22 protein-coding genes are annotated in these 24,314 nt (G+C 71.9%); 8 read left to right on the top strand and 14 right to left on the bottom strand.

The window, feature by feature from the left end:
• The first annotated feature begins 470 nt into the window (after nucleotides 1-470).
• On the top strand, nucleotides 471-2,048 hold the full coding sequence (gene rny / locus ABD811_RS20450; protein WP_344949886.1) for a ribonuclease Y: 1,578 nt from the start codon (nucleotides 471-473) through the stop codon (nucleotides 2,046-2,048).
• A gap of 551 nt (nucleotides 2,049-2,599) precedes the next feature.
• Here rny and ABD811_RS20455 read toward each other — a convergent pair.
• The 5 genes from ABD811_RS20455 to ABD811_RS20475 all read right to left on the bottom strand — a co-directional run bounded on the left by ABD811_RS20455 (nucleotide 2,600) and on the right by ABD811_RS20475 (nucleotide 8,419).
• The gene (locus tag ABD811_RS20455; RefSeq protein WP_344949889.1) at nucleotides 2,600-4,558 is read right to left on the bottom strand and encodes a S9 family peptidase; all 1,959 of its coding nucleotides are present in this window, start codon (nucleotides 4,556-4,558) and stop codon (nucleotides 2,600-2,602) included.
• 212 nt (nucleotides 4,559-4,770) lie between these two features.
• Nucleotides 4,771-5,769 (bottom strand): amino acid ABC transporter permease, encoded by a 999-nt coding sequence (locus tag ABD811_RS20460; protein ID WP_344949892.1) that lies wholly within the window; start codon nucleotides 5,767-5,769, stop codon nucleotides 4,771-4,773.
• Complete coding sequence (locus tag ABD811_RS20465) at nucleotides 5,766-6,467, bottom strand: amino acid ABC transporter permease (protein ID WP_344949895.1); 702 nt, start codon at nucleotides 6,465-6,467, stop codon at nucleotides 5,766-5,768. Before ABD811_RS20465 ends, ABD811_RS20460 begins: the two co-directional genes overlap by 4 nt.
• Nucleotides 6,468-6,676: 209 nt before the next feature.
• The gene (locus tag ABD811_RS20470; protein ID WP_344949898.1) at nucleotides 6,677-7,546 is read right to left on the bottom strand and encodes a glutamate ABC transporter substrate-binding protein; all 870 of its coding nucleotides are present in this window, start codon (nucleotides 7,544-7,546) and stop codon (nucleotides 6,677-6,679) included.
• Nucleotides 7,547-7,588: 42 nt separating this feature from the next.
• Nucleotides 7,589-8,419, bottom strand: coding sequence for an amino acid ABC transporter ATP-binding protein (locus tag ABD811_RS20475; RefSeq protein ID WP_425549440.1), 831 nt, complete (start codon nucleotides 8,417-8,419; stop codon nucleotides 7,589-7,591).
• Between the two features lie 282 nt (nucleotides 8,420-8,701).
• Here ABD811_RS20475 and miaB point away from each other — a divergent pair, with 282 nt between their 5' ends.
• Together miaB and ABD811_RS20485 are read left to right on the top strand one after the other, a co-directional pair.
• Nucleotides 8,702-10,231, top strand: coding sequence for a tRNA (N6-isopentenyl adenosine(37)-C2)-methylthiotransferase MiaB (gene miaB / locus ABD811_RS20480; RefSeq protein WP_344949901.1), 1,530 nt, complete (start codon nucleotides 8,702-8,704; stop codon nucleotides 10,229-10,231).
• Nucleotides 10,232-10,237: 6 nt separating this feature from the next.
• Entirely contained in the window at nucleotides 10,238-10,936 is a 699-nt protein-coding gene (locus tag ABD811_RS20485; RefSeq protein ID WP_344949903.1) for a class III extradiol ring-cleavage dioxygenase family protein, read from the top strand.
• On the opposite strand, the gene ABD811_RS20490 is transcribed toward ABD811_RS20485, so the two are convergent.
• Complete coding sequence (locus tag ABD811_RS20490) at nucleotides 10,933-11,127, bottom strand: antitoxin (protein WP_344949905.1); 195 nt, start codon at nucleotides 11,125-11,127, stop codon at nucleotides 10,933-10,935. The genes ABD811_RS20485 and ABD811_RS20490 overlap by 4 nt on opposite strands.
• A 100-nt stretch (nucleotides 11,128-11,227) precedes the next feature.
• Between ABD811_RS20490 and miaA the strand changes: the two genes are divergently transcribed.
• Nucleotides 11,228-12,160, top strand: coding sequence for a tRNA (adenosine(37)-N6)-dimethylallyltransferase MiaA (gene miaA, locus ABD811_RS20495; protein ID WP_344950164.1), 933 nt, complete (start codon nucleotides 11,228-11,230; stop codon nucleotides 12,158-12,160).
• Entirely contained in the window at nucleotides 12,118-12,942 is an 825-nt protein-coding gene (gene dapF / locus ABD811_RS20500) for a diaminopimelate epimerase (protein WP_344949908.1), read from the top strand. The genes miaA and dapF overlap by 43 nt, the downstream gene beginning before the upstream one ends.
• A 357-nt stretch (nucleotides 12,943-13,299) precedes the next feature.
• Here dapF and ABD811_RS20505 read toward each other — a convergent pair whose 3' ends face one another.
• The gene (locus ABD811_RS20505; RefSeq protein WP_344949912.1) at nucleotides 13,300-15,282 is read right to left on the bottom strand and encodes a sensor histidine kinase; all 1,983 of its coding nucleotides are present in this window, start codon (nucleotides 15,280-15,282) and stop codon (nucleotides 13,300-13,302) included.
• 237 nt (nucleotides 15,283-15,519) lie between these two features.
• On the bottom strand, nucleotides 15,520-16,737 hold the full coding sequence (locus tag ABD811_RS20510; protein ID WP_344949915.1) for an MFS transporter: 1,218 nt from the start codon (nucleotides 16,735-16,737) through the stop codon (nucleotides 15,520-15,522).
• A 144-nt stretch (nucleotides 16,738-16,881) separates the two neighbouring features.
• On the opposite strand from ABD811_RS20510, the gene ABD811_RS20515 reads away from it, so the two are divergent.
• Complete coding sequence (locus ABD811_RS20515; protein WP_344949918.1) at nucleotides 16,882-17,301, top strand: ankyrin repeat domain-containing protein; 420 nt, start codon at nucleotides 16,882-16,884, stop codon at nucleotides 17,299-17,301.
• 5 nt (nucleotides 17,302-17,306) lie between these two features.
• Here the strand turns inward: ABD811_RS20515 and pqqE are convergent, their stop codons facing one another.
• The 6 genes from pqqE to ABD811_RS20545 form a co-directional block, all read right to left on the bottom strand.
• Nucleotides 17,307-18,401 (bottom strand): pyrroloquinoline quinone biosynthesis protein PqqE, encoded by a 1,095-nt coding sequence (pqqE, locus tag ABD811_RS20520; RefSeq protein WP_344949921.1) that lies wholly within the window; start codon nucleotides 18,399-18,401, stop codon nucleotides 17,307-17,309.
• The gene (gene pqqD, locus ABD811_RS20525) at nucleotides 18,388-18,729 is read right to left on the bottom strand and encodes a pyrroloquinoline quinone biosynthesis peptide chaperone PqqD (RefSeq protein ID WP_344949924.1); all 342 of its coding nucleotides are present in this window, start codon (nucleotides 18,727-18,729) and stop codon (nucleotides 18,388-18,390) included. The genes pqqE and pqqD overlap by 14 nt, the downstream gene beginning before the upstream one ends.
• Nucleotides 18,726-19,463 carry a pyrroloquinoline-quinone synthase PqqC gene (gene pqqC, locus ABD811_RS20530; protein ID WP_344949926.1) on the bottom strand — a complete coding sequence of 246 codons (738 nt, stop codon included), beginning with the start codon at nucleotides 19,461-19,463 and terminating at the stop codon, nucleotides 18,726-18,728. Before pqqC ends, pqqD begins: the two co-directional genes overlap by 4 nt.
• Complete coding sequence (gene pqqB, locus ABD811_RS20535; RefSeq protein ID WP_344949929.1) at nucleotides 19,460-20,350, bottom strand: pyrroloquinoline quinone biosynthesis protein PqqB; 891 nt, start codon at nucleotides 20,348-20,350, stop codon at nucleotides 19,460-19,462. The genes pqqC and pqqB overlap by 4 nt, the downstream gene beginning before the upstream one ends.
• A gap of 30 nt (nucleotides 20,351-20,380) precedes the next feature.
• Nucleotides 20,381-20,512 carry a hypothetical protein gene (locus ABD811_RS20540; protein ID WP_344949932.1) on the bottom strand — a complete coding sequence of 44 codons (132 nt, stop codon included), beginning with the start codon at nucleotides 20,510-20,512 and terminating at the stop codon, nucleotides 20,381-20,383.
• 872 nt (nucleotides 20,513-21,384) lie between these two features.
• Nucleotides 21,385-21,993 carry a TetR/AcrR family transcriptional regulator gene (locus ABD811_RS20545; protein ID WP_344949935.1) on the bottom strand — a complete coding sequence of 203 codons (609 nt, stop codon included), beginning with the start codon at nucleotides 21,991-21,993 and terminating at the stop codon, nucleotides 21,385-21,387.
• A gap of 112 nt (nucleotides 21,994-22,105) precedes the next feature.
• Here ABD811_RS20545 and ABD811_RS20550 point away from each other — a divergent pair, with 112 nt between their 5' ends.
• Complete coding sequence (locus ABD811_RS20550) at nucleotides 22,106-23,092, top strand: hypothetical protein (protein WP_344949938.1); 987 nt, start codon at nucleotides 22,106-22,108, stop codon at nucleotides 23,090-23,092.
• Between the two features lie 179 nt (nucleotides 23,093-23,271).
• Nucleotides 23,272-24,270 (top strand): ABC transporter permease, encoded by a 999-nt coding sequence (locus ABD811_RS20555; protein WP_344949941.1) that lies wholly within the window; start codon nucleotides 23,272-23,274, stop codon nucleotides 24,268-24,270.
• The last annotated feature ends 44 nt before the right edge of the window (nucleotides 24,271-24,314 follow it).

Below are 24,314 nucleotides of genomic sequence, written 5' to 3' on the forward strand. Positions count from 1 at the left end.
ATGGGGGAGACATGTTGGTTGTGGGGGGGGCGACGAGTTGGTTGTTGGGGGTGGGGCGTGGAGGAGTGGAGGTTGGGGGGCTTGCTTGGTGGGCTGGGGTGGAGGGGCGTGGATGAGGGGTGGGCGGTGTAAGGGGGCAGGTCGGCGGGTGTGCGGACGTTGGTAAGGAAGTCCTCACGTGGGCGTTCGGTTAGTCCGGAATGCCCTGCGTTTGCTTGCTCATTACCTCCGTGCCGCTTACCGTTACGGCAGTGAGGAGTTACTCCGCGCACCGCGGATTGCCATACGTCCGAGCACGTTCGAGCAGCTGAGAGGTAGACAGGAAGACGACCGCCGCCGCGCAGACCGGGCCGCCCGCCGCTGGTCCGGACGCCGACCGTGCACCGGCTCGGCCGCCGCGCCGCGGGTAAGTCCTCGCTGACCAGGGCTCCCGGCCGAGAGGGGCCCGCGGCCGAGGAGGGGTCTGCCTCATGGAGAGCGTCCTGTTGGGTGCCGCGCTGCTGGTGACCCTGGTCGCTCTCGTGATGGTGCTGCGACGTCCCGGCGTCGTGCCTCCCCCCGTCCCTTCCGAGGACGAGCTGGACACGGTGCGCCAGGAGGCCGAGGAGATCCGTGCCGCCGCCAAGGTGGACGCCGGGCAGATCCTGGAACGCGCCGAGACGCAGGCCCAGCAGATCGCCAGCTCGGTGCGCGCCGAGCTCGACGAGGAGGCGCGGACGCTCCGCGACGACCTCAAGACCCTGCGGGACGACCTGGAGCGGCGGGAGGCCCGGCTGGCCGAGCGCGAGCAGCGGCTCGACGCCGAGGTGCGGCGTCTGGAGGAGTGGTCCGCCAAACTGGCCGAGACCAAGCGGACGCTCGCCGAACGCAAGGAGGAACTCGGCCGCCTGGAGGAGGAGCGGCGCCGCGTCCTGGAACGCGCCGCCGGGCTGACGGCCGAGGAGGCCAAGAGCGAACTGGTCCTGGCGATCGAGAACCAGGCCAAGCGGGAGGCCATCCCGATCACGCGGGAGATCGAGAACGCGGCCCGGGCCGAGGGCGAGAAGCGCGCCCGCAAGATCGTGACGCTGGCGATCCAGCGGGTGGCCAGCGAGCAGACCGCCGAGTCGGTGGTGTCGGTGCTGCACCTGCCCGGCGACGAGATGAAGGGCCGGATCATCGGCCGCGAGGGCCGCAACATCCGCGCGTTCGAGTCCACCACGGGCGTCAACCTGATCATCGACGACACGCCCGAGGCGGTGCTGCTGAGCTGTTTCGACCCGGTGCGCCGGGAGGTCGGCCGGCTGACGCTGGAGAAGCTGGTGCTGGACGGCCGCATCCACCCGCAGCGCATCGAGGAGGTGTACGAGCGCAGCAAGCGCGACGTCGAGCAGCTGTGCGTGCGGGCCGGTGAGGACGCCCTGGTCGAACTGGGCATCACCGACATGCACCCGGAGCTGATCGCGCTGCTCGGCCAGCTGCGCTACCGCACCTCCTACGGGCAGAACGTGCTCAAGCACCTCATCGAGTCGGCGCACATCGCCGGGATCATGGCCGCGGAGCTGCGGCTGCCGGTGGAGCTGGCCAAGCGCTGCACGCTGCTGCACGACATCGGCAAGGCGCTCACCCACGAGGTGGAGGGCAGCCACGCGCTGATCGGAGCGGAGATCGCCCGTCGGTACGGGGAGCACGAGGACGTCGTGCACGCCATCGAGGCGCACCACAACGAGGTCGAGGTGCGGACGGTGGAGGCGGTGCTGACGCAGGCCGCCGACGCGATCAGCGGCAGCCGCCCCGGTGCGCGCCGCGAGTCGCTGGAGGCGTACGTCAAGCGGCTGGAACGCCTCGAGGAGATCGCGCGCGACAAGCACGAGGGCGTGGAGAAGGTGTTCGCCATGCAGGCGGGCCGCGAGATCCGCGTGATGGTCAAGCCGGAGGCGGTCGACGACATCCAGGCCCAGGTGATCGCCCGCGACATCGCCAAGCAGGTCGAGGACGAGCTCACCTACCCCGGTCAGATCCGCGTCACGGTCGTCCGCGAGTCCCGCGCCACCGAGTTCGCCCGCTGAGCTAAGGGAAGCGCGCGGGAGTCACCTCTGTCGCCCCTATCGCCCCTATCGTGCGGGCCGTTCCTGGGGCGAGAGCTTCGGCACGTCGGGGTCGCCGTGGGTGGTGCCGCTCGCGGCTCAGGGGCCGCCTTGGGATGGCTCGCCTCCAGGTCGGCTCCCATCGACGCGCTGCGCGCTGCTGATCCGGATCCAGCGCGCCGGCCGTGCGCCGTGGTGTGGCGTGCAGGGCCCCTCAACTCTGCTCAGGAGGGCTGAGTCGAGTGAAGCTCGCCGGAACGCCGTGTGGCCGTGGTCAGGGCGTGCTGGACGGGCTGAGAGGCCAGCGGGGCAAGGACCACCGCCTCTGGCCTGCTGGGGCGTCTGCTGCGAGATGAGGCGTGGCTGGGGGTGTGTTGGGACGCGAGGGTCGGACGCCGGTGTCCGGCCCACTGAGCGTCGGGCTGAGTCGCGAGCCGCTCGAACTCGGGAGTGGCGAGTCGGGCTCAGGCTCTTGGGTTGTGCGGGTGGAGGAGAGAGGGCGTTCTGGCGGGGGGGCGTGGTTGGGGGTGGGGTCAGGACAGGGTGAGGGGCTTCACGTCGCGAGGGGTGAAGCCAAGGGTCTGGCCGTAGAAGGCCAGTTCGGCCTCCAGGCAGGCGATGACGGTCTCGGCGCGGCGGAAGCCGTGGCTTTCGCCTTCGAACGTCAGGTAGGCGTGCGGGACCTTCTTGGCGGCCAGGGCCTGGGCGAAGCGCTCGGACTGGTCCGGGGGGACGATCGGGTCGTCCAGGCCCTGCAGGAGCAGGACGGGGCAGGAGGTCTCGTCGGCGCGGTTGAGGGGGGAGCGCTCCTCGTAGGCGCGTTCGAAGCCCGGCAGGGGGCCGATCAGGCTGAACAGGTAGTGCGACTCGAAGTCGTGGGTGGCGTCGGCGAAGGTCTTCAGGTCGCTGATGCCGAAGTAGGACGTGCCGGCCTTGAACACGTCGGTCTGGGTGACGGCGGCCAGCGTCGTCCAGCCGCCCGCGCTGCCGCCGCGGATGGCGATGCGCGCCGGGTCGGCGATGCCGCCGTCGGCGAGGGCCTTGGCCGCGGCGACCGCGTCCTCGACGTCCACCACGCCCCACTGGCGGCGCAGGCGTTCCCGGTAGGCGCGGCCGTAACCGCTGGAGCCGCCGTAGTTGACGTCCACGACGCCGACGCCGCGGCTGGTGAAGTACGCGCGTTCCAGGTTCAGGACGCTGGAGGAGCGGCTGGTGGGGCCGCCGTGCACGAACACCACGAACGGCGGCAGCTCGTCGGCGGGGCCCGCGGCGTCGGGGCTGGCGGGCGGGTAGACCAGGGCGTGGACGGGGCGTCCGAACGGGCCTTCAAGCTGTTCCGCGCGCGGCCGGGGCAGGTAGGCGGCGTCGGGCAGGTCGGTCAGTTCGCGGCGCAGGGCGTCGGAGCGGCCGGTGGCGGTGTCGATGCGCACCACCGTGGGCGGTGTGGTGGGGCCGCCGGCGATCCCCACGACGGTGGTGCCGTGGGCGGACAGCGCGGGCTGCCAGTGCTCGTAGGGGACGTCGACGTCGGTCAGTTCCAGCGTCTCGGGGTCGTAGATGCCCAGGCGCATGTCGCCTTCCCCGTGCAGGACGGCCAGACGGCCGTCCTCGAGCAGGGCGTAGGGCATGCCGCCGAGCGTCCACAGCGGCGCGGCGAACTCCTCCTCGGCCGGGTACAGCGCGGTGGCCGACTCCCCGTGCAGGCCGACCTGGTAGATGTTCCACCAACCGGGCCAGTCGGAGATGACGTACAGGGACTCGTCGTCCCGCCAGATCGGCGCCAGAGCCGATTCGGTGAGGCCGCCCCTGACGGTGTAGGGGGTCACCGCCTGGCCTCCCTCAAGGGCCGCCACACGCAGCTCCGTGCCCTCCCAGGGCATGCGGGGGTGGTTCCACTGCACCCATGCCAGGTGCCCCCCGCTGGGGGACGGCATGGGGCTGGCGTAGAAGTCGGCGCCGCTGACCAGTTCCCGTATGGCGGAGGCGTCCTGCGCGGCGCTTCCGTCCAGGGGGACGGCGACGATGGCGCGGCGGATGCCGTCGGGGGTGTGCCCCTCGCACACGCACCACACCTCGGTCTCGTCCGGGGACAGGACGTAGTCGGCGTAGCGCAGGCCCCCGGGGACGGCGGGTTCGGGCGTCAGGGGGCGGGGCTTGGCGTCGCCCGGGTCGAGCCGGTGCAGACGCTGGTCCTCGTAGTGGGAGAAGACCAGGGCGTAGCCATCGGCGACACGCACGGGCAGGTACGAGCGGCCCCCGTACTCGTGGACGCGCGTGCGGGCGTCCCAGGGCGCCGGTAGCAGTTCGGTGCGGTGGCCGTCCCGCAGGTGGATGACCGTGGTGCGCCCGCCCTCCTCGGGGCGGGTCTCCTGCCACCACACGTCGGTGTCGTGAACGGTGGGGAAACCGAGGCGGAGCCGGGCGCGAGCGACGTCGGCGGCGGAGATGGGGGACGGCCAGGAGCCGTAGGGGAGGGTCGCACGAGCGGTCATATGCGAATCGTCCCGCATACAGGCACCGGTTGGGGCCATGACGGGGCAGTTGAACTCGGAAAGATACAAGCCGTTCACGTGGGGCGCCCCAGCGGCGGGCCAACACCGCGGCAACCCGGCGTTGTGGGGCCGTTCATCAGGGCTTTCCCAACGTGAAGGGGGCGCCGACGCTTGTGGCGGCGGCGCCCCCTGGGGTGGGAGAGGGTGATCGGTCAGGTTGCGGCGCCCGTGGCGCTGCCCGTGGCGGCCATGCCGGGGGCGGGCGGTGCGCCCGTCCCGGTTCCCATCGTCTTGGCGGACGTCTTGCGGCTCCGGCGGCTACGGCCCTCAAGCCAGGTCGCCACCCGGCTGAGCGCCATGTTGATCGCGATGTAGATGACCGCGACGACCAGACCCGCCTGGATGATGTTGTTGTTGTAGTTCGGCGGGATCTGCTTGAACCCGGCCTGGAGCAGTTCGGCGTAGGCGATGATGAAGCCGAGCGCGGTGTCCTTGAGCAGGACGACCAGCTGGCTGACGATCGCGGGCATCATCACCGTGATCGCCTGCGGCAGCAGCACCAGGCGCATCACGCCGTTCTTGCGCAGGCCGATCGAGTAGGCGGCCTCCGCCTGCCCCCTGGGGACCGACAGCACGCCCGCCCGCACGACCTCGGCGAGCACCGAGCCGTTGTACATCACCAGGCCGAACACCACCGCGGCGAACGCGGGCACCGTGATCGTCCCGGCGTTGATCTCCACGCCGAAGATCGAGAAGAAGTAGTCCACCGAGAGGCGCTGGAACTGGCCCAGCGGGGACTCGGCGATCACCGGGCTGATCTTGTTCGGCAGGAAGAACGCCAGGAAGATCAGGATCAGCAGCGGAATCGCGCGGAAGAACTCCACGACCGCGCCGGCCGGGACGCGGATCCACCAGTGGTCCGACAGCCGGGCCAGGCCGAACACCGCGCCGAACAGCATCGCCAGCACCGAGGCGATCACGGCGGCCTTCAGGGTGTTCCACAGGCCGGGCAGGATCAGGTTGTCCCAGACCTGCCACTCGATGAACGGCTTCCACAGTCTGCCCTGGAACTGGTCCTTGTCGGCCAGCCGCCAGACCAGCGCGGCGACCAGGGCGAGCACCGCGACCGCCGACACCACGGTCAGCACCCGGTTGCGCGCCTGCGCCCGCGGGCCGGGCGCGTCGAACAGAACGTTGGCTTCCTTGCTCATCGGGCCACCGCCATCCGCTTGGCCAGCCAGCCGAAGAAGAACCCGGTCGGCAGGGTGAGGATCATGAACCCGACCGCGACGCCGATGAACAGCGGGATCGCTCCGCTGCTGAACGACGGCAGGTCGAGAAGGTCCTTCATGACCGTCGCCGTCTCGGCGTAGCTCGCGGCGGCCGCCACCGTGGTGTTCTTGATCATCGCGATGAGGATGCTGCCCAGCGGGGCGATGACCGCGCGGAACGCCTGCGGCAGGATGATCATGCGGAGCGACTGCATGAAAGTCAGCCCGATCGACCGGGCCGCCTCGGCCTGGCCGAGCGGCACGGTGTTGATGCCCGAGCGCAGCGCCTCGCAGACGAACGCGCCGGTGTAGGCCGAGAGCCCGAGGACCGCCCACCAGTAGTAGGTCGTGCCCGGGTCGTCGGAGAACTTCAGCGCCAGCGTGTCGTTCAGGCCCAGGGCGCACATCAGGAGCACCAGGGTCAGCGGCGTGTTGCGCAGGACGTTGACGTACACCGTCCCTACGGAGCGCAGCACCGGGACGGGCGCGACCCGGAAGCTCACCAGCACCGTCCCGATGATCAGGGACAGCACCCCTGCCCCCACGGACAGGCGCACGGTGGCCCAGAAGCCTTCGAGGATCTTGTCGAAGTTGTCGAAGAACGGGCCGAAGTCGAATAGCTCGCTTAGCTGTGACATGACGTTCCAGCGTTCGGGGACATGCCGCTGCCGCCCCGGCGGGCGCGACCACGGGGGGACGCGCCCGGAGGCGCCCGTCGCGGACGCGCACCTCCGGGGGAGGACACCGGCGCGGGACGGCCTCAGCCTGGGACGGAACCGGACCCGGGCACGTCGGCCTGGGGTCGCGGCCCGGGCGGCAGGCTCAGGCCGTCATCCAGCGGTCGGTCTCAGGCGCAGCCTTCCATCTGCGGAGCGGTCGTGACGAGCTTCAGCCCCGTGCCCGAGAAGTGCTTCTCCAGCAGGGTCTTGGCGGTGCCGTCGGAGTACATCTTCTGGATGGCCTGGTTGACGGCCTCGCAGGTCTTGGTGTCGCCCTTCTTGATGCCGACGCCGTACTTCTCGTCGGTGAAGGGGTCGTTGATGACCTTGAACGAGCCCTTCTGCTGGGCGGCGAACCCGGCCAGGATCAGGTCGTCGGTGCTGACCGCGTCCAGGGCGCCCGCCTTCAGCTTGGCCGAGCACTCCGAGTAGCTGGAGGCGTCCACCAGCGTCACGCCCGAGATGGCCAGCTTGCCGTCCGGCGGGCCCTCGGTCACGCGGCGGAAGGAGTTGGACCCGGCCGCCTTGCACAGCTTCTTGCCCTTGAGGTCCTGGGCCTTCTTGATGGAGTTGTCGTCCGCCCGGACCATCGTGTCCTGGTGGGCGACGTAGTAGGGGCCGCCGAAGGTGACCTGCTGCTTACGGGCGTCGGTGATGGAGTAGGTGGCCACCACCAGGTCGACCTGGCCGCCGCCCAGGAAGGACTCGCGGTTGGCGGACGTGGTCTCCTTGAACTCGACGCCGCTCTCGGGGACGCCGAGCTGCTGGGCGATGTACTTGGCGACGTCCACGTCGAACCCGTCGAAGGAGCCGTCGGGCTTCTTCAGCCCCAGGGCCGGCTGGTCGTACTTGATGCCGACGACGAGCTTCTTGGATTCCTTGGCCTTGTCGACGACGCTCTTGGCCTCGGTCTTCTCGGTGTCGCTGCCGCAGGCGCTCAGCGCCAGGGACAGCGCGGCGGCCGCGCCGATGACAGCGCCGAAACGACGTACTCGCATGCTGTGGTGCACCTCTGCTTTCTGCTGGAGTCCCCGCTGCTCTCAGTGCGTGAGGATCTTGGAGAGGAAGTCCTTGGCGCGGTCGGTGCGCGCGTTGGTGAAGAACTCGTCGGGGGTGTTCTCCTCGACGATCTGACCGTCGGCCATGAATACGACCTTCTGCGCCGCGCGCCGGGCGAAGCCCATCTCGTGGGTGACCACGATCATGGTCATGCCGTCCCGGGCCAGCTCGGTCATCACGTCGAGCACCTCGTTGACCATCTCGGGGTCCAGCGCCGAGGTGGGCTCGTCGAACAGCATGACCTTGGGCTTCATGGCCAGCGAGCGCGCGATGGCCACGCGCTGCTGCTGCCCGCCCGACAGCTGGGCGGGGTACTTCTGCGCCTGGCTCGCGATCCCCACCCGGTCGAGCAGCTCCATGGCGTGCTTCTCGGCCTCCTGCTTGCCGACCTTGCGCACCTTGATCGGCCCGAGGGTGACGTTCTCCAGGATCGTCTTGTGGGCGAACAGGTTGAAGGACTGGAAGACCATGCCCACGTCGGCGCGGTGCCTGGCCAGCTCCTTGCCCTCCTTGGGCAGTTCCTCGCCGTCCACCAGGATCCTGCCGTCATCGATGGGTTCCAGGCGGTTGATCGACCGGCACAGGGTCGACTTGCCGCTACCGGACGGGCCGATGATGACCACGACCTCGCCGCGGTTCACCGTGAGGTTGATGTTCTTGAGAACGTGCAGCTCGCCGAAGTGCTTGTTGACGTTCTCCACCACGACGAGGGGAGCCGCGCCCGCGTTGTCGTCCTGGGGCCCGCCGTCGACCTTGGTGACCTCGCCGGCCACGTCCTTGCCGAGGTCGGGCCCGCCTCCGCTGTCCGTCATGGGCTCGGACTTTACGACATCCGCGGCGGGGCTCCGGCTTCGGAGCGGTACCGATACGATCACGAATCCGCACGTCGGCGGCCCATTCGCGGCCTTCGGGCCCCCTTCCGGCGCGCCGCTTCGGGATCATGATCGCACGTCAGGCCACATGTCCCTCACCCGGCCCCCGGGGGCACAGCCGTAGGCCGGGCCGGTACCACGTCGTGACCTTGACAGCAGGCGCACGGGCGTGCCGGTGCGGGCGCGCGATGCCCGGGGCGCCGCGTACCCTTGGTGATTGCCATGACCGCACCTGAAGACAGCGGCGCCCGTACGTACGAGATCCGTACCTACGGCTGCCAGATGAACGTCCACGACTCCGAGCGCCTGGCGGGGCTGCTGGAGTCGGCCGGATACGTGCGCGCCGACGGCGCGGAACCCGACGTTGTGGTGTTCAACACCTGCGCCGTCCGGGAGAACGCCGACAACCGGCTGTACGGCAACCTGGGCCATCTGCGCCCGGTCAAGGACGGGCATCCGGGCATGCAGATCGCGGTGGGCGGCTGCCTGGCGCAGAAGGACCGCGACGCGATCGTCCGGCGGGCGCCCTGGGTGGACGTGGTGTTCGGCACCCACAACATCGGGTCGCTGCCCGCCCTGCTGGAGCGCGCCCGCGTGCAGCGCGAGGCGCAGGTCGAGATCGAAGAGTCGCTGGTGACCTTCCCCTCGACGCTGCCGACGCGGCGCGAGTCGCCGTACGCGGCGTGGGTGTCGATCTCCGTCGGCTGCAACAACACCTGCACCTTCTGCATCGTGCCGTCGCTGCGCGGCAAGGAGCGCGACCGCCGTCCCGGCGAGATCCTCGCCGAGGTCGAGGCGCTGGTCGCCGAGGGCGTCATCGAGATCACCCTGCTCGGCCAGAACGTCAACGCCTACGGATCGGGCTTCGGCGCGCTGGGCTCGGCCCCGGCCGAGATCCAGGAGATGACGGAGGGCGGGCAGTCGGCGTTCGCGGGGCTGCTGCGCGCCTGCGGCGGCGTCGCGGGCCTGGAACGGGTGCGGTTCACCTCGCCCCACCCCAAGGACTTCACCGACGACGTGATCGCCGCGATGGCCGAGACGCCGAACGTCATGCCGTCGCTGCACATGCCGCTGCAGTCCGGCTCGGACCGGGTGCTGAAGGCGATGCGCCGCTCCTACCGGCAGGAACGCTACCTGGGGATCATCGAGAAGGTCCGGGCCGCGATCCCGGACGCGGCGATCACCACCGACATCATCGTGGGCTTCCCGGGCGAGACCGAGGAGGACTTCGAGCAGACCCTGCACGTGGTGCGCGAGGCCCGCTTCTCCGGCGCGTTCACCTTCCAGTACTCCAAGCGTCCCGGCACCCCGGCGGCCACCATGGACGACCAGGTGCCCAAGGAGGTCGTGCAGGAGCGCTACGAGCGCCTGGTCGCCCTCCAGGAGCAGATCTCCTGGGAGGAGAACAAGAAGCTGGTGGGGCGCAGCCTGGAGGTGCTGGTCGCCGAGGGCGAGGGGCGCAAGGACGGGGAGACGCGGCGGTTGTCCGGCCGCGCCCCCGACAACCGTCTGGTGCACTTCCGCGCGCCGGACGAGCCCGTCCGCCCCGGCGACATGGTCACCGTGGAGGCCACCTACGCCGCCCCCCACCACCTGGTCGCCGACGGGCCCGTGCGCGCCGTTCGCCGCACGCGGGCGGGGGACGCCTGGGAGGCGCGCCAGGGCGAGTCCAAGCCGGCCGTGTCGCTGGGCATGCCGACCATCGGGCGTCCCGCGGCGCAGCCCGCCTCGTCCGCCTGCACGGCCCACTGAGGCGTCGTGCTGGTCTCCGCGGCCGTCTGCCCGCATCCGCCGTTGCTGGTGCCGGAGATGGCGGGGGCCGCCGCCGGTGAACTGGACGCCCTGCGCGAGGCGTGCGACGAGGCCGTGCGAAGGCTCGCCGGGGACGTGCTCGTCGTCGTCGGGGGCGATGCGCGCACCTGGGAACCCGCCGCCGACGGCGTGGCCGACTTCCGCCCCTACGGGCTGGACCTGACGTTCGGTACGGGCCGGGACACGCTGCCGTTGTCGCTGGCGATCGGGCACTGGCTGCTGCGGCGCGCGCGGGGCGTGCCGCCCGTGCGCTACCAGGCGGTGGCGTTCGACGCGTCACCGCAGGACTGCCTGGCCCTGGGCGAGCGGCTCGCCGGCTCCGCCGAACGCGTGGCGTTGCTGGTGATGGGGGACGGCTCGGCGTGCAGGGACGTCAAGGCCCCCGGCTACCTGGACGACCGCGCCGAGCCCTTCGACGAGGCCGCCGCGCGCGCCCTGGGCGGCTCGGGAGCGCGAGGGCCCGCCGACACGGCGGCCCTGGCCGCCCTGGACCCGTCGCTGGCGGCGGACCTGTGGGCGGCCGGGCGGGCAGCGTGGCAGGTGCTGGCCGGTGCCGCGGGCGCCGCCCCCTTCACGGCCGAACTGCTGGCCCACGAGGCGCCCTACGGCGTGGGCTATCTGGTGGCGAGCTGGAAGCGGGACTAGCCGGGGCGGTCGGCGTCGCCTTGCCGGCCGCGGTCGACGTACTCGTCGGCCCTGCCCTCGGCCTCGTGGATCTGGTCGGAGTACCTGCCCCCGGTCTTCTCGTCGATCTTGTCTCCGGCCCTCTCCATGCCCTCGCGGGCCTTGTCGGAGTGCTGGCCGAGCAACGACTTGACCTTGTCGACGATGGACATGCTCATTCCCCCCGAATGGTGTGCGACGCCCCGGAGGACGCCCGTACGAACCGTCTATACCCGTACCCTTGCCACAATTAAGCCCGTGACCTCACCCGACGTGATCGCCGTAGTGGGCCCGACGGCCGCCGGCAAGTCCGACCTGGCGGTGGAGCTGGCGCTGCGGCTGGACGGCGAGGCCGTCAACGCCGACTCCATGCAGCTGTACCGGGGCATGGACATCGGCACGGCCAAGCTCACCTCCGAGGAGATGCGGGGCGTCCCGCACCATCTACTGGACGTGTGGGACGTGACGGTGACCGCCAGCGTGGCCGAGTACCAGCGGCTGAGCGACCAGGCCATCGCAGGCATCCGGGAGCGTGGCCGCATCCCCGTGCTGGTGGGCGGTTCGGGGCTGTACGTGCGGGCAGCGCTCGACCATCTGGAGTTCCCGGGGACCGACCCCGCGGTGCGCGCGCGCTTGGAGAAGGAGCTCGCCGAGGTCGGCTCCCACGTGCTGCACGGACGGCTGCAGGAGGTGGACCCCAAGGCGGCCCAGGCGATCCTGCCGAGCAACGGGCGCCGTGTCGTCCGGGCCCTGGAAGTGATCGAAATCTCGGGGCGGCCGTTCAGCGCGACCCTGCCCGAGCACCGTTACCGCTACGACGCCGTACAGATCGGCCTGCTCGTGCCCCGTCCCGAGCTGGACGAGCGCATCGCGTTGCGCGTGGAGCGCATGTGGCGGGCGGGGCTGGTGGAGGAGGTCCGCGAGCTGGAACGGCAGGGCATCCGTGACGGGCTCACCGCCGGCCGCGCCCTCGGCTACGCCCAGGTGCTGCGGTTCCTGGCGGGGGAGTGGACGGAGGAGCAGGCCAAGGAGGAGACCATCCGCGCCACCCGGCGGTTCGCGCGCCGCCAGGAGTCGTGGTTCCGCCGCGACCCCCGCGTGCACTGGCTCCCCTACGACGCACCCGACCTGGTGGCACGCGCGCTGCGGATACGATCGATCACATGCGCTTCGTCAAGGGACACGGGACAGAGAACGACTTCGTGATCGTGCCCGATCCCGGCGGCTCCCTGGACCTCACGCCCGCCATGGTGGCGCGGCTGTGCGACCGGCGCGCCGGGATCGGCGCCGACGGCGTGCTGCGCGTCGTCCGCACCAAGGCCGTGGCCGATGCCCACGCCGTCGCGGACGACGCCGAGTGGTTCATGGACTACCGCAACGCCGACGGCTCCATCGCCGAGATGTGCGGCAACGGCGTCCGCGTCTTCGCCCGCTACCTGGTGGACGCGGGCCTGGCCGCGCCGGGCGAATGGAACATCGCGACCCGAGCAGGGCTCCGGAGGGTCTCGCTGGGGGCGACCGGTGACGTGAGCGTCGCCATGGGCGCCCCCGTCTACCTGGGGACGGGCCAGGCCGACGTGGCCGGACGCACGTACAGCGGCGTCCGTGTGTCCATGGGCAACCCGCACCTGGCATGCCCCGTCGACGAGCCCGTGGCGACGCTCGATCTGACCCGCGCCCCGTCCTTCGACCCGGCCGTGTTCCCCGAGGGGGTCAACGTGGAGTTGTTCCGCACGGTGGGGGACAGGCACCTGGAGATGCGCGTGTACGAGCGCGGTTCCGGGGAAACCCGCTCCTGCGGCACGGGCACCGTGGCGACGGCGGTCGCGGCGGCCATCGACCAGGACACCGGGACGATCCCTGAGGGCGTGTGGACGGTGGACGTGCCGGGCGGGCGCCTGACCGTCACGTTCGACGGCGTCACCAGCCACCTGAGAGGACCCGCCGTTCTGGTCGCCGAGGGCGACATCCGTTCCGACTGGTTGTGACCGGCGAAGTAAGCAAAGGGTTCCCGGAAGGGTCGGGACCTTTGTCCCTGACCGCCGGGACCATGCCCGGCCTAGCGTTCTACCTGCACACCCTCTGGTGGAAGGCACCCGCGGGTCGGGAAGGGAGCCCCGGCGCCGCGGACGTGCCCGAGGGCCGGCGGCATCCTTCTTGGCGGGGGGCGGTCGCCGGCCCTCCACTCTCGCCTCCAGACGAAGGCCGCGGGGGCGCCGTTCGGAGGCGCGGGGAGAGGCACCCGGGGGCGTGAGGCGGACCCGCGGCACGCGGCATTCGCGGGGGATACCGCGTGACGCGGGGTACGCGCCACGGCGACGCGGACAGGCGCCGGCGGCGGAACGTCAGGCGTGGCCGTTGGCGCCGTTGGAGATGGGCAGCCAGGCGCGCACCAGGGTGCCGCCGTCCGGGCCGGGCCCCACCGTGCAGGAGCCGCCCAGCTCGGCGGCGCGTTCACGCATCGACGTCATCCCCACGCCCGAGCGCGGCTCGGACGGAAGGCCGACGCCGTCGTCCCCGATGGTGACCTGCAGGTCGCCGTTGAGATGCAGCCGCACCACCGCCGCCCCGGCGTTCGCGTGCCGGTGCACGTTGGTCAGCGCCTCCTGCACGATGCGGTACGCGGCGACCTCGGCCGCGGCGGGCAGCGTCGTCAGATCGCCCTCGACCTGTACGTCCACCCGTGGGCCCTCCCCGGTGGACACCACCCCGCCCAGGGCGCGGATGGCGCCGGCCAGGCCCAGGTCGTCCAGCGCTGGCGGACGCAGGTCGTAGACCAGGTCGCGCACCTCGCCTATGGTGCGTCCCATCGTCGACCGCAAATTCTCCAGCAGGGCGTCGACGGCGTCGGGGTCGCTCCTGAGGGTGATGCGGGCCGCGTCCACCGTCATCGCCAGGCTCGCCAGCGTGGGGCCCAGCCCGTCGTGCAGGTCGCGGCGCAGCCTGCGGCGTTCCTCCTCGCGGGCCCGCAGGATGCGCTCCCGCGAACGTTGCACATCGGCCGCGAGCCGGGCCGCGTTGGCCAGCTCCGCCAGGTTGCGGGCCAGGACGCCGGTGAGCCGCGGGTCCGGCGGGCGCGCCCGGGCGGGCTCGAACAGCAGCCGCCCCACCGGCTCCCCGTACCACATCAGGGGAACGCGCTGGGGCCGCTCGCCCAGGGAGCCGCTCTCGGCGGACATCAGCCGCCCGCCCCGGTCGGACACCTCGATGGCCACGCCCCTGGCGTGCAACGCCTCCCGCACCGCCTCCGTCGCCACGGCCAGGGCGCCGGACGGGCCGGGGGCGGTCTGCATGAGCGCCTGCAGCCGGTCGGCGATGCGGTACGGGTCGCGCTCGCCGTGGATGATCCGGTCGACGGCGGCCTGCAGGCGGCGCCGCGCGGGCTCGAACACCGCGCCCGCCGCGATCGCGCCCGCCAGCCCGGCCAGCGGCCCCCGCTCCACGGCGACCAGGCCGGCCACCCCCAGCAGCGCGAAGTACACGCCGGTGATGACGACGATCAGCCCCGCGTAGACCAGCGTCCTGCTGATGACGAGGTCGATGTCGAACAGCCGGTACCGGGTGATGGCGACGGCCACGCACAGCGGGACGCCCGCGACCGACACGTTGCGCACCACGTCCCCGATCGGCGTGGTCTCCCCGACGTAGATGACCGCCATCGCCACCACGCCCGGGTACACGACCCAGGCGATCTGCCTGCGCACGTCCGGCGACGAACGCACGAACCGGATCGCCACCGACGCCAGCGCCAGTGCCAGCGTCCCCAGGATCGTCGCGCTGATCGGCAGCGGGATGTCCTGGAACGGGTAGACCGACACGCCGTTGTGGAACTGCCGCGCCCCCGGGTCGACGGTCAGGTGCACGCACACGATCAGCGGCACCGCGCACGCCACCACCAGCACCGGCGCGAACCACCGGGACACCAGCCGCCCGTCCGGGAAGACCAGCGGCAGGACGAGCGTGAGCACGAACGTGTCGACCGCCCACAGCCAGCGGCCCAGCCAGGTCCACAACCAGCCCCCGGCCCAGCCGTGCAGTTCGGACAGCGGCCCCAGGTTGAGCGCCAGCACGTACAGGCCCGCGCCGACGCCGCTGACCATCATCACCCAGCCGACCCGCAGCCCCGGCCGGTGCCGCAGCAGCAGCGCCGCCGTCGGGGTCCAGATCACCGCGACGAGGATCTCGGGATGCCACCACACCAGCCGCCGGTCGGCGGGCAGCCAGAAGCCCAGCACCAGCGACCCCACCGCCGCCAGCACCGCGCACAGAGCCAGCGCCAAGGCCGCCCTGCCCCTGCCCCTCACCCGGCCCCGCTGCACCGTGCCCATGTCGAAGGCGCTCCCGACCCCTACCGAGAAAGAAGTAATGGAATGTTAAAACCTCCTGGTGGTCAACCCGCGCTCAACCGTGTCCGGCTACGGACACCTTTCCGTCACCCGACCTGGAACCAGAACGTGCGCCCGACCGTCCCCGTCGCGGTGAAACGACCCGGCCGGCCCGGTCAGCGAGCAGCGACGCCGCACCTCGCCACGCTCCGAGGGCGCGGCCCCGGCCGGGCGCGCCGATCAGGAGGGGTGGTCGCGGAGCCCGGCGCGCCAGCCGGCCAGGGCGGTGGCGGCGACCACGACACCGGCGGTGAGGAAGACGGGGCGGGGGTCGCCGCCCAGGGCGGCCGTCGCTCCACCGGTGACGAGCACGCCGAGCGGGTCGACCGCCAGGTACAGCAGCCGGCCGGTGCTCGTGACCCGGCCCAGCAGGGCGCGCGGGACGATCTGCTGCCGCTGCGTCCGGTTCACCACGCTCGCCGTGACCACGGCCCACGCGGACGCCGAGGTCGCGAGCATCAGCGTGCCCAGCGTCGTCGCCAGGCTCATCGCCGCGACGGCCGTGCCGCAGGCGACGACGGCGGCGACGATCACCCGCATCTGGCCGGTCCGCCGGGCCAGGGGCGCCGCGGACAGCGCCCCGGCGATGCCGCCCGCACCGGCGGACGCCGCGACGACGCTCACCGCCGAGGCGCTCAGGCCGAGCGTGTCCCGGCCGTAGAAGTAGATCAGTTTCTCCACGGCCAGGCACAGGTTCACGACCATCTGCACGACGGTCAGGATGACCAGCGTCCGCACCGAGAGCAGGTAGCGCAGGCCCTCGCGGACGTCCCGTGTCATGTCGCGCCACCGGGGCCAGGCGGCGGGGCGCCGGGGGCCGGGGACGCGGCGCCGGACGGCCGCCAGGCTCAGCAGCGAGACGCCGAAGGTCAGCGCGTCGACCAGCAGTGCGGTCCGCAGGCCGCCGAGGGCCGCCAGACCGGCCGTGACACCGGGGCCGACCAGCAGCGACGCCTGCCTGGCCAGCTCGATCGTCGAATTGGCGCGTAACAGGCCGGGCGCGGCGAACAGGTCCTTGACCACGACCACCAGGGCCGTGTCGAACAGCACGTGGCAGGCGCCCGCCGTGACGGCGATGACGAGGATGAGCCCGACGGTCGCCGTTCCTGTCGCCGACGCGGCGAACAGCGCGGCGAACAGCAGCGTGCGTGCCGCGTCCATCGCCATGAGGACCCGCCAGGGGTCGAGCCGGTCGACCAGCACCCCCGCGGGCAGGCCCACGCAGAGGTGGCCGAGTGTCAGCGACGCCGCCGACAGTGCCGAGACCACCGGGTTGCGGCTGACCTCCAGCACCAGGAGCGGGATCGCCAGGAGCCCCAGGCCGTCGCCGAGCAGCGAGACGGACTGACCGCCGAGGAACAGCCGCAGATGCCGGCGGGTCGGCTGGGCATGGCTCATCGGCGTCCGTCGCGGTCGCGGGTTCCGTCGCCGCCGATGCTGCGTGAGGAAGTCGTCCGGGCGCCACCGCGGACGCGGCCGGAAATGGCGTTGGCGCCGCGCCGTTTCGTGGTGAGGATGGACCTTCGCGGATTAGGGGGTGGTATGGCTTCGGAGGCAGCCGACACGGCTCTGTTCGAGGCCATCGGCCGAGACGACGTGGCGGCCGTCGAACACGCGTTGGCGTGTGGCGCCGATCCCAACGCGGTGGACCCGCGGTGGCCCGCTCCGTTCCTGTTCCGGGCCCTGTCGACCGCGGCCGCGCGCGGAAACCCCGAGATCGTGCGTTCGCTGCTCGCGCACGGGGCCGACGTCGACGGGCGGGACGCGGGTGGAGGAACGGCGTTGATCTGGGCCTGCAACGGCGGCTTCGTCGAATGCGCCCGCCTGCTCCTGGAGGCCGGGGCCGACGTCCATCTGCGTAACGACGACGGTTACACCGCCTATGGGCGCACCCCCCGCAACCAGAGGGAGCTCATCGAACTGCTGCGGACGTACGGCGGAACGCGGGGCCCGGCCACGTGACGACGTCAGGAGGGGGTCGTGCTGCGCAGGGTGCGGTAGACGTAGGCGGGCTGCTCCTCCTCGGGCGGGACGGTGCGCAGGTCGACGGCGCGCTGGTGATGCGGGGAGAACCCGCACACCGGGTCCGTGGCGTACGGGTCGCCGGTGAGGCGGGCGGCCTGGCATCGGCAGCCGCCGTAGTCCTCTTCCTGGCGGCCCAGCGGGCAGCTACGGCACGGCTCCCGCATCCAGTCCGTGCCCCGGAAGCGGTTGAACGCCTCCGACCGTTCCCAGATCCACTCCAGGGAGTGGTCCCGTACGTTGGGGAACTCCATCCCCGGCAGGCCGGACGCCGACAGGCACGGCAGCGCGGCCCCGTCGGGTGCGCACACGATGGTCTGCCGTCCCCAGCCGCCCATGCACGGCTGGGGGACGTCCTCGTACAGGTCTGAGGCGACCCACAGGACGCGCATGCCGGGGCCGATCCGTTCGCGGAAGCGCCGCACGGCCGCCTCGGCGTTCTTCAGCTGCTCGGCCGTGGGCATGAGCGCGGCGTGGTTGGCGACGGCCCAGCCCTCGTACTGCACGTTGGCCATCTCGACCCGGTCGGGTTCCAGGTCGGCGACCAGACCCAGGATCTCCTCGATGTGGTCCAGGTTGTGACGGTGCAGCACGACGTTGACGGTCAGGGGGAGCCCGGCGTCCTTGACGGCGCGGGCTGCGGCGAGCTTGCGCTCGTGGGCGCGGCGTCCCGCGATCAGGTCGGCGCGGGCCGGGTCGGCGTCCTGGAAGCTCACCTGCACGTGCTCCAGCCCGGCCGAGCGCAGGCGGGCCAGACGGTCGGCGTCCAGTGCGAAGGCGGAGGTGATGAGGTTGGTGTAGAGCTCACGCTCGGCGGCGGCGCGCACCAGGTCGTCCAGGTCGTGCCGGGCCAGTGGCTCGCCGCCGGTGAACGCCAGTTGCACCACGCCCAGCGCGGCGGCCTGGTCGATGACGCGCAGCCAGGTGGCGGTGTCGAGTTCGTCGCGGCGCAGGTCGACCGGGTTGGAGCAGTACGGGCAGCGCAGCGGGCACCGGTGGGTCAGCTCGGCGATCAGCGACAGCGGCCTAGGCGTCGGCATCGACGACCAGCCCCGTCGCGGCGATCTCGCCGAGCAGCTCGCGGACGTCGGCGGCGACCCCGGGATCGCCGTAGCGGTTCTCGAGCACGCTGATGATCTCCTCGGTGCGGCGGTGGCCGTCGCACAGCTCCAGGACGGCCGCCGCCGAGTCGTTCAGCCGGCACACGCCCTCGGGGAACAGCAGCGCGTGGTCGGACCCGCCGGCGTCCAGCCGCAGCCGCACGCCGCGTGCCAGCCGCGGGCGTCCCGGCAGGGCGGACGCCGGTGACGAGGCGGGCGCGGCCGGCGTACCGCCGGGTGTCGCGGGATCGCGGGGCGTGGACGTCATCGCGCGGCGGCCTCCGGACGGGTGTCTCCGGCGGCGATCGCGTCGAGCTGCGCCCACAGCAGGTCGCACTTGAACGCCAGGGCGGCGACGGCCCGGTCCTGCAGTTCGGCCGTGCGGCACCGCTCCAGGACCAGGGACAGCGCGTGGTCGGCGTCGGCGGGCGCCTGGACGAGCCGGTCGCGGAAGTAGGCGAGCCCGTCCCGGCTGATCCACGGGTAGTGCTCCTCCATCCTGGCGACCCGCACCCGCATGGCGCCCGGCCCGAACAGCTCGGTGAGGGACGAGGCGACCGCCTCGATCCACGGGCGCCTGCGGCAGAAGTCCACGTAGGCGTCCACGGCGTACCTGACGCCGGGCAGGACGTGCCGTTCCGACAGCATCTCCTCGCGCGGGACGCCTATGGCCTCGCCCAGGCGCAGCCAGCGTTCGATGCCGCCGGGACTGTCCGGCCGGCCGTCGTGGTCGAGGATGCGTCCGATCCACACGCGCCGCACCTGCGGCTCGGGGCAGTTGGCCAGGATCGCCGCGTCCTTCATCGGAATGCGGCTCTGGTAGTAGAAGCGGTTGGCGACCCATCGGCGCAACTGGTCGCGGTCCAGGCGCCCTTCGTTCATCGCCACATGGAACGGATGGCGGTCGTGGTAGCGGTCGCCGAGCGCGCGCAGGCGGGCGGTGAACTCCTCGGGGGAGGCCGCGGCGGTGTCTGCGGGAGCTGTCGTCACCTGTGCGGTCATGGTCGAAGACGTACCTCCATGCCGTCGACGGCCACCTCGACGCCGAGCTCGTCGAGCCGGGCGCGTTCGGGGGAGCCGGGGAGGATCACGGGGTTGGTGTTGTTGAGGTGGACCAGGATCGTGCGGGGCGGGCGCACCCGCTCCAGGAGGCGGAGCAGGCCGTCGTCCCCGTCGATGGGCACGTGCCCCATCTGCCGTGCCGTACGGTGCGCCACCTCGCCGTCGCTCCAGCAGGTGCCGTCGAGCATGGCGCAGTCGGCGGTGGCCAGGTGGCCGCGCAGGGCGTCGTTCAGGCGGGCGACGCACGGCGCGTACAGCAGCGTCGCGTCGCCCTCGGAGAACACCAGGCCCACGGCCGCGCCCGGGGCGGTGCCGCCGCCCGCGTAGCGCGGCAGGGGGCCCTCCAGGTCGATGGGGGTCATCACGAGGCCGCCCGCCAGGCGCGTGGGTTCGCCCGTCCGCAGGGGATGCCAGTCGACCTTCCGCCACTGCGCGAGCATGCCGCCCGCGTCGAAGTCGCTCGTCAGGAGGCGCCGCACCGTGTCGGTGGCGTGCAGGGTCAGCGGCTCTGGGGACTCGCGCAGCGTGAGCAGGCCCAGCGTGTGGTCGAGTTGCGCGTCGGTCAGGACGACGTCGTGGAAGGAGGCGGGGGCACCGGCGTCGCCGCCGTCGGCGCGGCGGTCGTGGGCGCCGAGCGCCTCCAGTTGGTACCGCACGTCGGGGGAGACGTTCACCAGATGCCAGGGGCCGTCCTCGGCGCGGATCGCCAGGGACGACTGCGTCAGCGGGGGCACGGCGCCGGTGCGCGCCGCGCGGCAGCCCTCGCAGCGGCAGTTCCACTGCGGAAGGCCGCCGCCGGCGGCGGCGCCCAGGATGACAGCGCGCACCGTGTGCGTCTCAGCGTCCGGCTCGGCCGCTCAGCGCGCGTAGCAGTACGTGCGCACCTCGAAGCTGGTGCCGCTGATGTCGATCTTCGGCTTGCTCCAGGTGGTGGCGGTCCGGGCGGGGCGCTCGTCCGTGCGCTTGTCCGTGCTGACGCGGGTGGGCATGGGGATACTCCTTCCCTCGGAAAGCGTGGTCAACATACCTCCGGACTAAACGGGCGGTCCAGGGGTCGAGGACGTTTCTCCGGCGCCGCCGACGGGTGATCGGCACCATTCCAGGCAAGCGCTTACCGGATTGGCGGGACGTGTTTTCCCTGTTCAGCGCATGTTTTTGCGGGCCTTGGCGCCGACGTGTGCAGGCGGCGGTTCGCCGAGGATTAAAGATTTTAAGTGACGTGTAAGCGGGGCGGCCGAGGCGGCTGAACGCCTTCCCTCCTCCCTCTTGACGGATCTGGAGGCGTCTTTTATATTCTGCGCTGAAAGCGCTTTCTGTGCGTGCCTGCCGTCGTGCCCGCGCCCCGGAGGCGGTGCGCGCCGCCCTGTCCCGGGTGCCGGGGACGGCCGGGACTGGTCCTCTCCATCGCCCCTGCTTCGCATATGCCCCGTGTCCACTGGTCCGGGCCGCGAGATCGCGCGGGACGCGCAGGCCCCGTCGACGCAGGTTTGACAAGCGTTCCTGACGCGGCGTCCTGACAAGAACGGGGCGGGCGTCTCAGGACGGCGGGACTCGTCTCCGCCCACGATGAGGGCGTCGCCAGACGGAGGAACGCCGCCGCTCACGCGGCGGCAGGGCGGCAGTGCGCACGCCTCGGTCATGGCCGCGTCACCAAGGGCGCTGCCTGTTCCGGCCGACCCGTGGCCGCGTTCACCGGCCCCCTCGCAGTGCGGGCCTCGAACCTCAACAGGGGCGGGTTCGAGGCACCGTCACCACAACGGCCTTGGGGCCAGGCGTGACTCGCGACCGGCGCCCGCTGAAGGCGCCGCGCCCGTGGGCGCATGCGCGTGCCGTGCACGCATGATCGCCTGCGCGCCGGGCTCTAGGAGGGCCTGGTCGACGCCGCGCTGCTGTGCGTGAGGGCGTGCAGGCCGTCGCGGAGCGTCTCGGGGGCGACGTCGCCGAGGATGACTCGCTGGATGATGAAGCCGGGCAGCAGCGCCAGCAGCGTCTTGCTCACCGCTTGCGGATCGGTGTCGGCAGGCAGCATGCCGGTGTCGCGCAGATGCTCGGCGTAGGACGTCCACAGCTCTCGCACGGGCCGCATGATGCCCTGAACGTAGTTCCGGTAGTCGGAGTCGTGCATCGCCAGTGACCACGCCTGGGGCGCCAGCATGAACGACCCCAGGTACGACTCGCCGATCTCCACCAGCCTGGTCGTCACGCGCTCCAGGGCCTGGTCCGGGGGCGGCGGCGGGTCCTCGGCGACGATCTCGTGCAGCGTCACGCCCAGCATCGAAATGGCCTCGGACGCGATCGCCTCGACGATCTCGGTCTTGCTCTTGAAGTACCGGTAGACGGCCCCGGCGGACAGGTCGGCCTCGGCGAAGATGTCCTGCATCGACGTCTCGTGGAAGCCCTTGCGGATGAAGCAGGCCCGGGCGGCGTCGAGGATCTGCCGGCGCCGCCGCTCCAGGTGCTCTTCGCTCACTCGCGGCATGGTTCCAACATAAAACGAATATTCGTTCTTGACAAACCCGGGCGCCTGTGGTCACCCTGGCGGCATCATAAAGAACGAACATTCGCTTTGATAGGAGGCGGCCGTGCCCCCCACCACGGCAGGACGCGTCGTGGGCGTCATCGTCGGCGTCGTGGTCGTGCAGTTCGTCATGCTGGTCGCGTTCGCCTGGCCGGCGACGCGCAGCGCCCCCCGCGACGTGCCCATCGTCGTCACCGGGCCCCAGGCGTCGGCGGTGGCCCAACGGCTCGAACAGCAGCGTCCCGGGGCGTTCGACGTCAGGACCGTTCCCGACGAGGTGTCCGCGCGGACGGCGCTCACCGACCGCGACGCCTACGCGGCCATCGTCACCGGCCCCCAGGGGCCCCGGATGCTCGTCGCGTCCGCGGCCTCGCCGACCGTCGCGCAACTGCTCCAGCAGGTCGCCCAGAACATGTCGCCCCCGGCGGCGCCCACCGTGCCCGTACGCGACGTGGTGGCGGCCGACCCGGACGATCCCAGGGGAGCGGGCTTCGGAGCCTTGGCGCTGCCCCTGGTGATGTCCAGCCTGGCCGCAGCGGTCATCGTCACCTTCGCGATTCGCGGGATCGGCCGGCAGGCCGCGGCGGTGGCGGGCATCGCCGTCCTGGGCGGGGCGTGCGCGGCCGCGCTCGCCCAGGGGTGGCTCTCGGTGCTCCCCGGGTCGTATCTGGCCGTCTCGGGCGTCATGGCGCTGGCGATCGCGGCCGTGGCCGGTGTCGTCACGGGACTCGTCTCGGTGATGGGACGGCCGGGGATCGGCCTGGGCGCCCTGGTGTTCATGCTGATCGGCAACCCGCTGTCGGCGGCCACGTCGGCGCCGGAGATGCTGCCCCAGCCGTGGGGGGAGATCGGCCAGTGGCTTCCCCCGGGCGCCGCGGCCACGCTGCTGCGGTCGGTGGCCTTCTTCGACGGCGCGGGGGCGGGCACCCCCCTGACCGTGCTGCTCGGCTGGATCCTCCTCGGCGCCCTGCTGCCGGTCGTCGGCGGACTGCGCGGCCGCCGTGCCGAGACGGCCGACAACGGCCGTAACGAACCGGCGCTGGTGCCCTGACGCCCGATTCCCTCCTGTGCGACCCCGGCCGGCCCACCGCCTGCCGGGGTTGTCCCATGTATGCGCCCGGACCAGCGGTTTTCCCCCGGCCAACCCGCCGAGATCGGCTCGTCGTCCCGCGCTTAGAGTGAGCGATTAGTAGCATTCCGTCACGTCGCGTGCTCGGGGAGGGGGGTGGCATGACGACGTTCCTGCTGCGGCGCGTGGCCGGGCACGCCGTGCTCGTCGTGCTGGCCGCCAGCGTCGCCTACCTGCTCGCCGCCGCGGCGCTGAACCCGCGCTCCAACTACGCCGACCGCAGCCCGCGCCCGCCCGACACCGTCGTCGACGCCGAGCTGACCCGGTTCAACCTCAACGACGAGACCCCGCTGCCGCAGCGCTACACGGTCTGGGCGCGGGGCGTGCTGCACGGCGACTTCGGACGCACCTGGCAGGGGGAGCCGGTCAACGACGAGCTGTGGCGGCGGCTGCGCGTCAGCATGCGGCTGCTGGCGGCGGGCGCGGTGCTCGGGGGCGTGCTGGGCGTCCTGCTGGGGGTGTACGCGGCGTCCCGCAACGGCCGGATGCCCGACCGGCTCATCACGTTCGGGTCGTTCCTGCTGCTGGCCGTGCCGGTGTTCGTGCTGGCGGTGCTGCTGCAGCTCGCCGCGCGGGAGGTCAACGACCTCACCGGCCTGCGGCTGTTCGAGTGGGTGGGCGAGTCGTCCCCGGGGGCGGGGGAGGGGCCGTTCGGCCCGCTCGGCGGACTGGGCGACCGCGTCCGGCACCTGCTGCTGCCCACGGCCACCATCGCCCTGGCCCAGTTCGCCCTCTACTGCCGCTACCAGCGCGCCATGATGCTGGACGTGCTGGACGCCGAGTTCGTCCGCACCGCCCGCGCCAAGGGCCTGCGCCGCCGGGACGCGCTGCTGCGGCACGGCCTGCGCACGGCGCTGATCCCCATGACCACCTACTTCGCCTACACGTTCGGGCTGCTGCTGCTCGGCGCGATGTTCACCGAGAAGATCTTCGGCTGGCACGGTCTGGGGGAGTGGCTGGTCGACTCCATAACGCGCGGTGACGTCAACGTGGTGGCGGCCGTCAACTGCTGCGCCGCCGCGGCCGTGCTGCTGGCCGGGCTGCTGTCGGACGTCGCGTACGTCGTCCTCGACCCTCGCGTGCGGAGGAGAACGGCGTGAGCGGCATCGGTGCGAGGGGCAGCGGTGCGAGGGGCAGCGGTGCG

This window comes from Actinomadura miaoliensis, from assembly GCF_039536785.1.
GTDB lineage: Bacteria > Actinomycetota > Actinomycetes > Streptosporangiales > Streptosporangiaceae > Spirillospora > Spirillospora miaoliensis.

What these genes read in the sequence shown, in the direction of transcription:
- dapF (WP_344949908.1), top strand. Translation starts at nt 12,118, where the DNA reads ATGCGCTTCGTCAAGGGACACGGGACAGAGAACGACTTCGTGATCGTG.
- ABD811_RS20475 (WP_425549440.1), bottom strand. Translation starts at nt 8,419, where the DNA reads ATGACGGACAGCGGAGGCGGGCCCGACCTCGGCAAGGACGTGGCCGGC.
- ABD811_RS20470 (WP_344949898.1), bottom strand. Translation starts at nt 7,546, where the DNA reads ATGCGAGTACGTCGTTTCGGCGCTGTCATCGGCGCGGCCGCCGCGCTG.
- pqqC (WP_344949926.1), bottom strand. Translation starts at nt 19,463, where the DNA reads ATGACCGCACAGGTGACGACAGCTCCCGCAGACACCGCCGCGGCCTCC.
- ABD811_RS20510 (WP_344949915.1), bottom strand. Translation starts at nt 16,737, where the DNA reads ATGAGCCATGCCCAGCCGACCCGCCGGCATCTGCGGCTGTTCCTCGGC.
- ABD811_RS20490 (WP_344949905.1), bottom strand. Translation starts at nt 11,127, where the DNA reads ATGTCCATCGTCGACAAGGTCAAGTCGTTGCTCGGCCAGCACTCCGAC.
- ABD811_RS20555 (WP_344949941.1), top strand. Translation starts at nt 23,272, where the DNA reads ATGACGACGTTCCTGCTGCGGCGCGTGGCCGGGCACGCCGTGCTCGTC.
- ABD811_RS20455 (WP_344949889.1), bottom strand. Translation starts at nt 4,558, where the DNA reads ATGACCGCTCGTGCGACCCTCCCCTACGGCTCCTGGCCGTCCCCCATC.
- ABD811_RS20515 (WP_344949918.1), top strand. Translation starts at nt 16,882, where the DNA reads ATGGCTTCGGAGGCAGCCGACACGGCTCTGTTCGAGGCCATCGGCCGA.
- miaB (WP_344949901.1), top strand. Translation starts at nt 8,702, where the DNA reads ATGACCGCACCTGAAGACAGCGGCGCCCGTACGTACGAGATCCGTACC.
- ABD811_RS20460 (WP_344949892.1), bottom strand. Translation starts at nt 5,769, where the DNA reads ATGAGCAAGGAAGCCAACGTTCTGTTCGACGCGCCCGGCCCGCGGGCG.
- ABD811_RS20540 (WP_344949932.1), bottom strand. Translation starts at nt 20,512, where the DNA reads ATGCCCACCCGCGTCAGCACGGACAAGCGCACGGACGAGCGCCCCGCC.
- ABD811_RS20465 (WP_344949895.1), bottom strand. Translation starts at nt 6,467, where the DNA reads ATGTCACAGCTAAGCGAGCTATTCGACTTCGGCCCGTTCTTCGACAAC.
- rny (WP_344949886.1), top strand. Translation starts at nt 471, where the DNA reads ATGGAGAGCGTCCTGTTGGGTGCCGCGCTGCTGGTGACCCTGGTCGCT.
- ABD811_RS20505 (WP_344949912.1), bottom strand. Translation starts at nt 15,282, where the DNA reads ATGGGCACGGTGCAGCGGGGCCGGGTGAGGGGCAGGGGCAGGGCGGCC.
- pqqD (WP_344949924.1), bottom strand. Translation starts at nt 18,729, where the DNA reads ATGACGTCCACGCCCCGCGATCCCGCGACACCCGGCGGTACGCCGGCC.
- pqqE (WP_344949921.1), bottom strand. Translation starts at nt 18,401, where the DNA reads ATGCCGACGCCTAGGCCGCTGTCGCTGATCGCCGAGCTGACCCACCGG.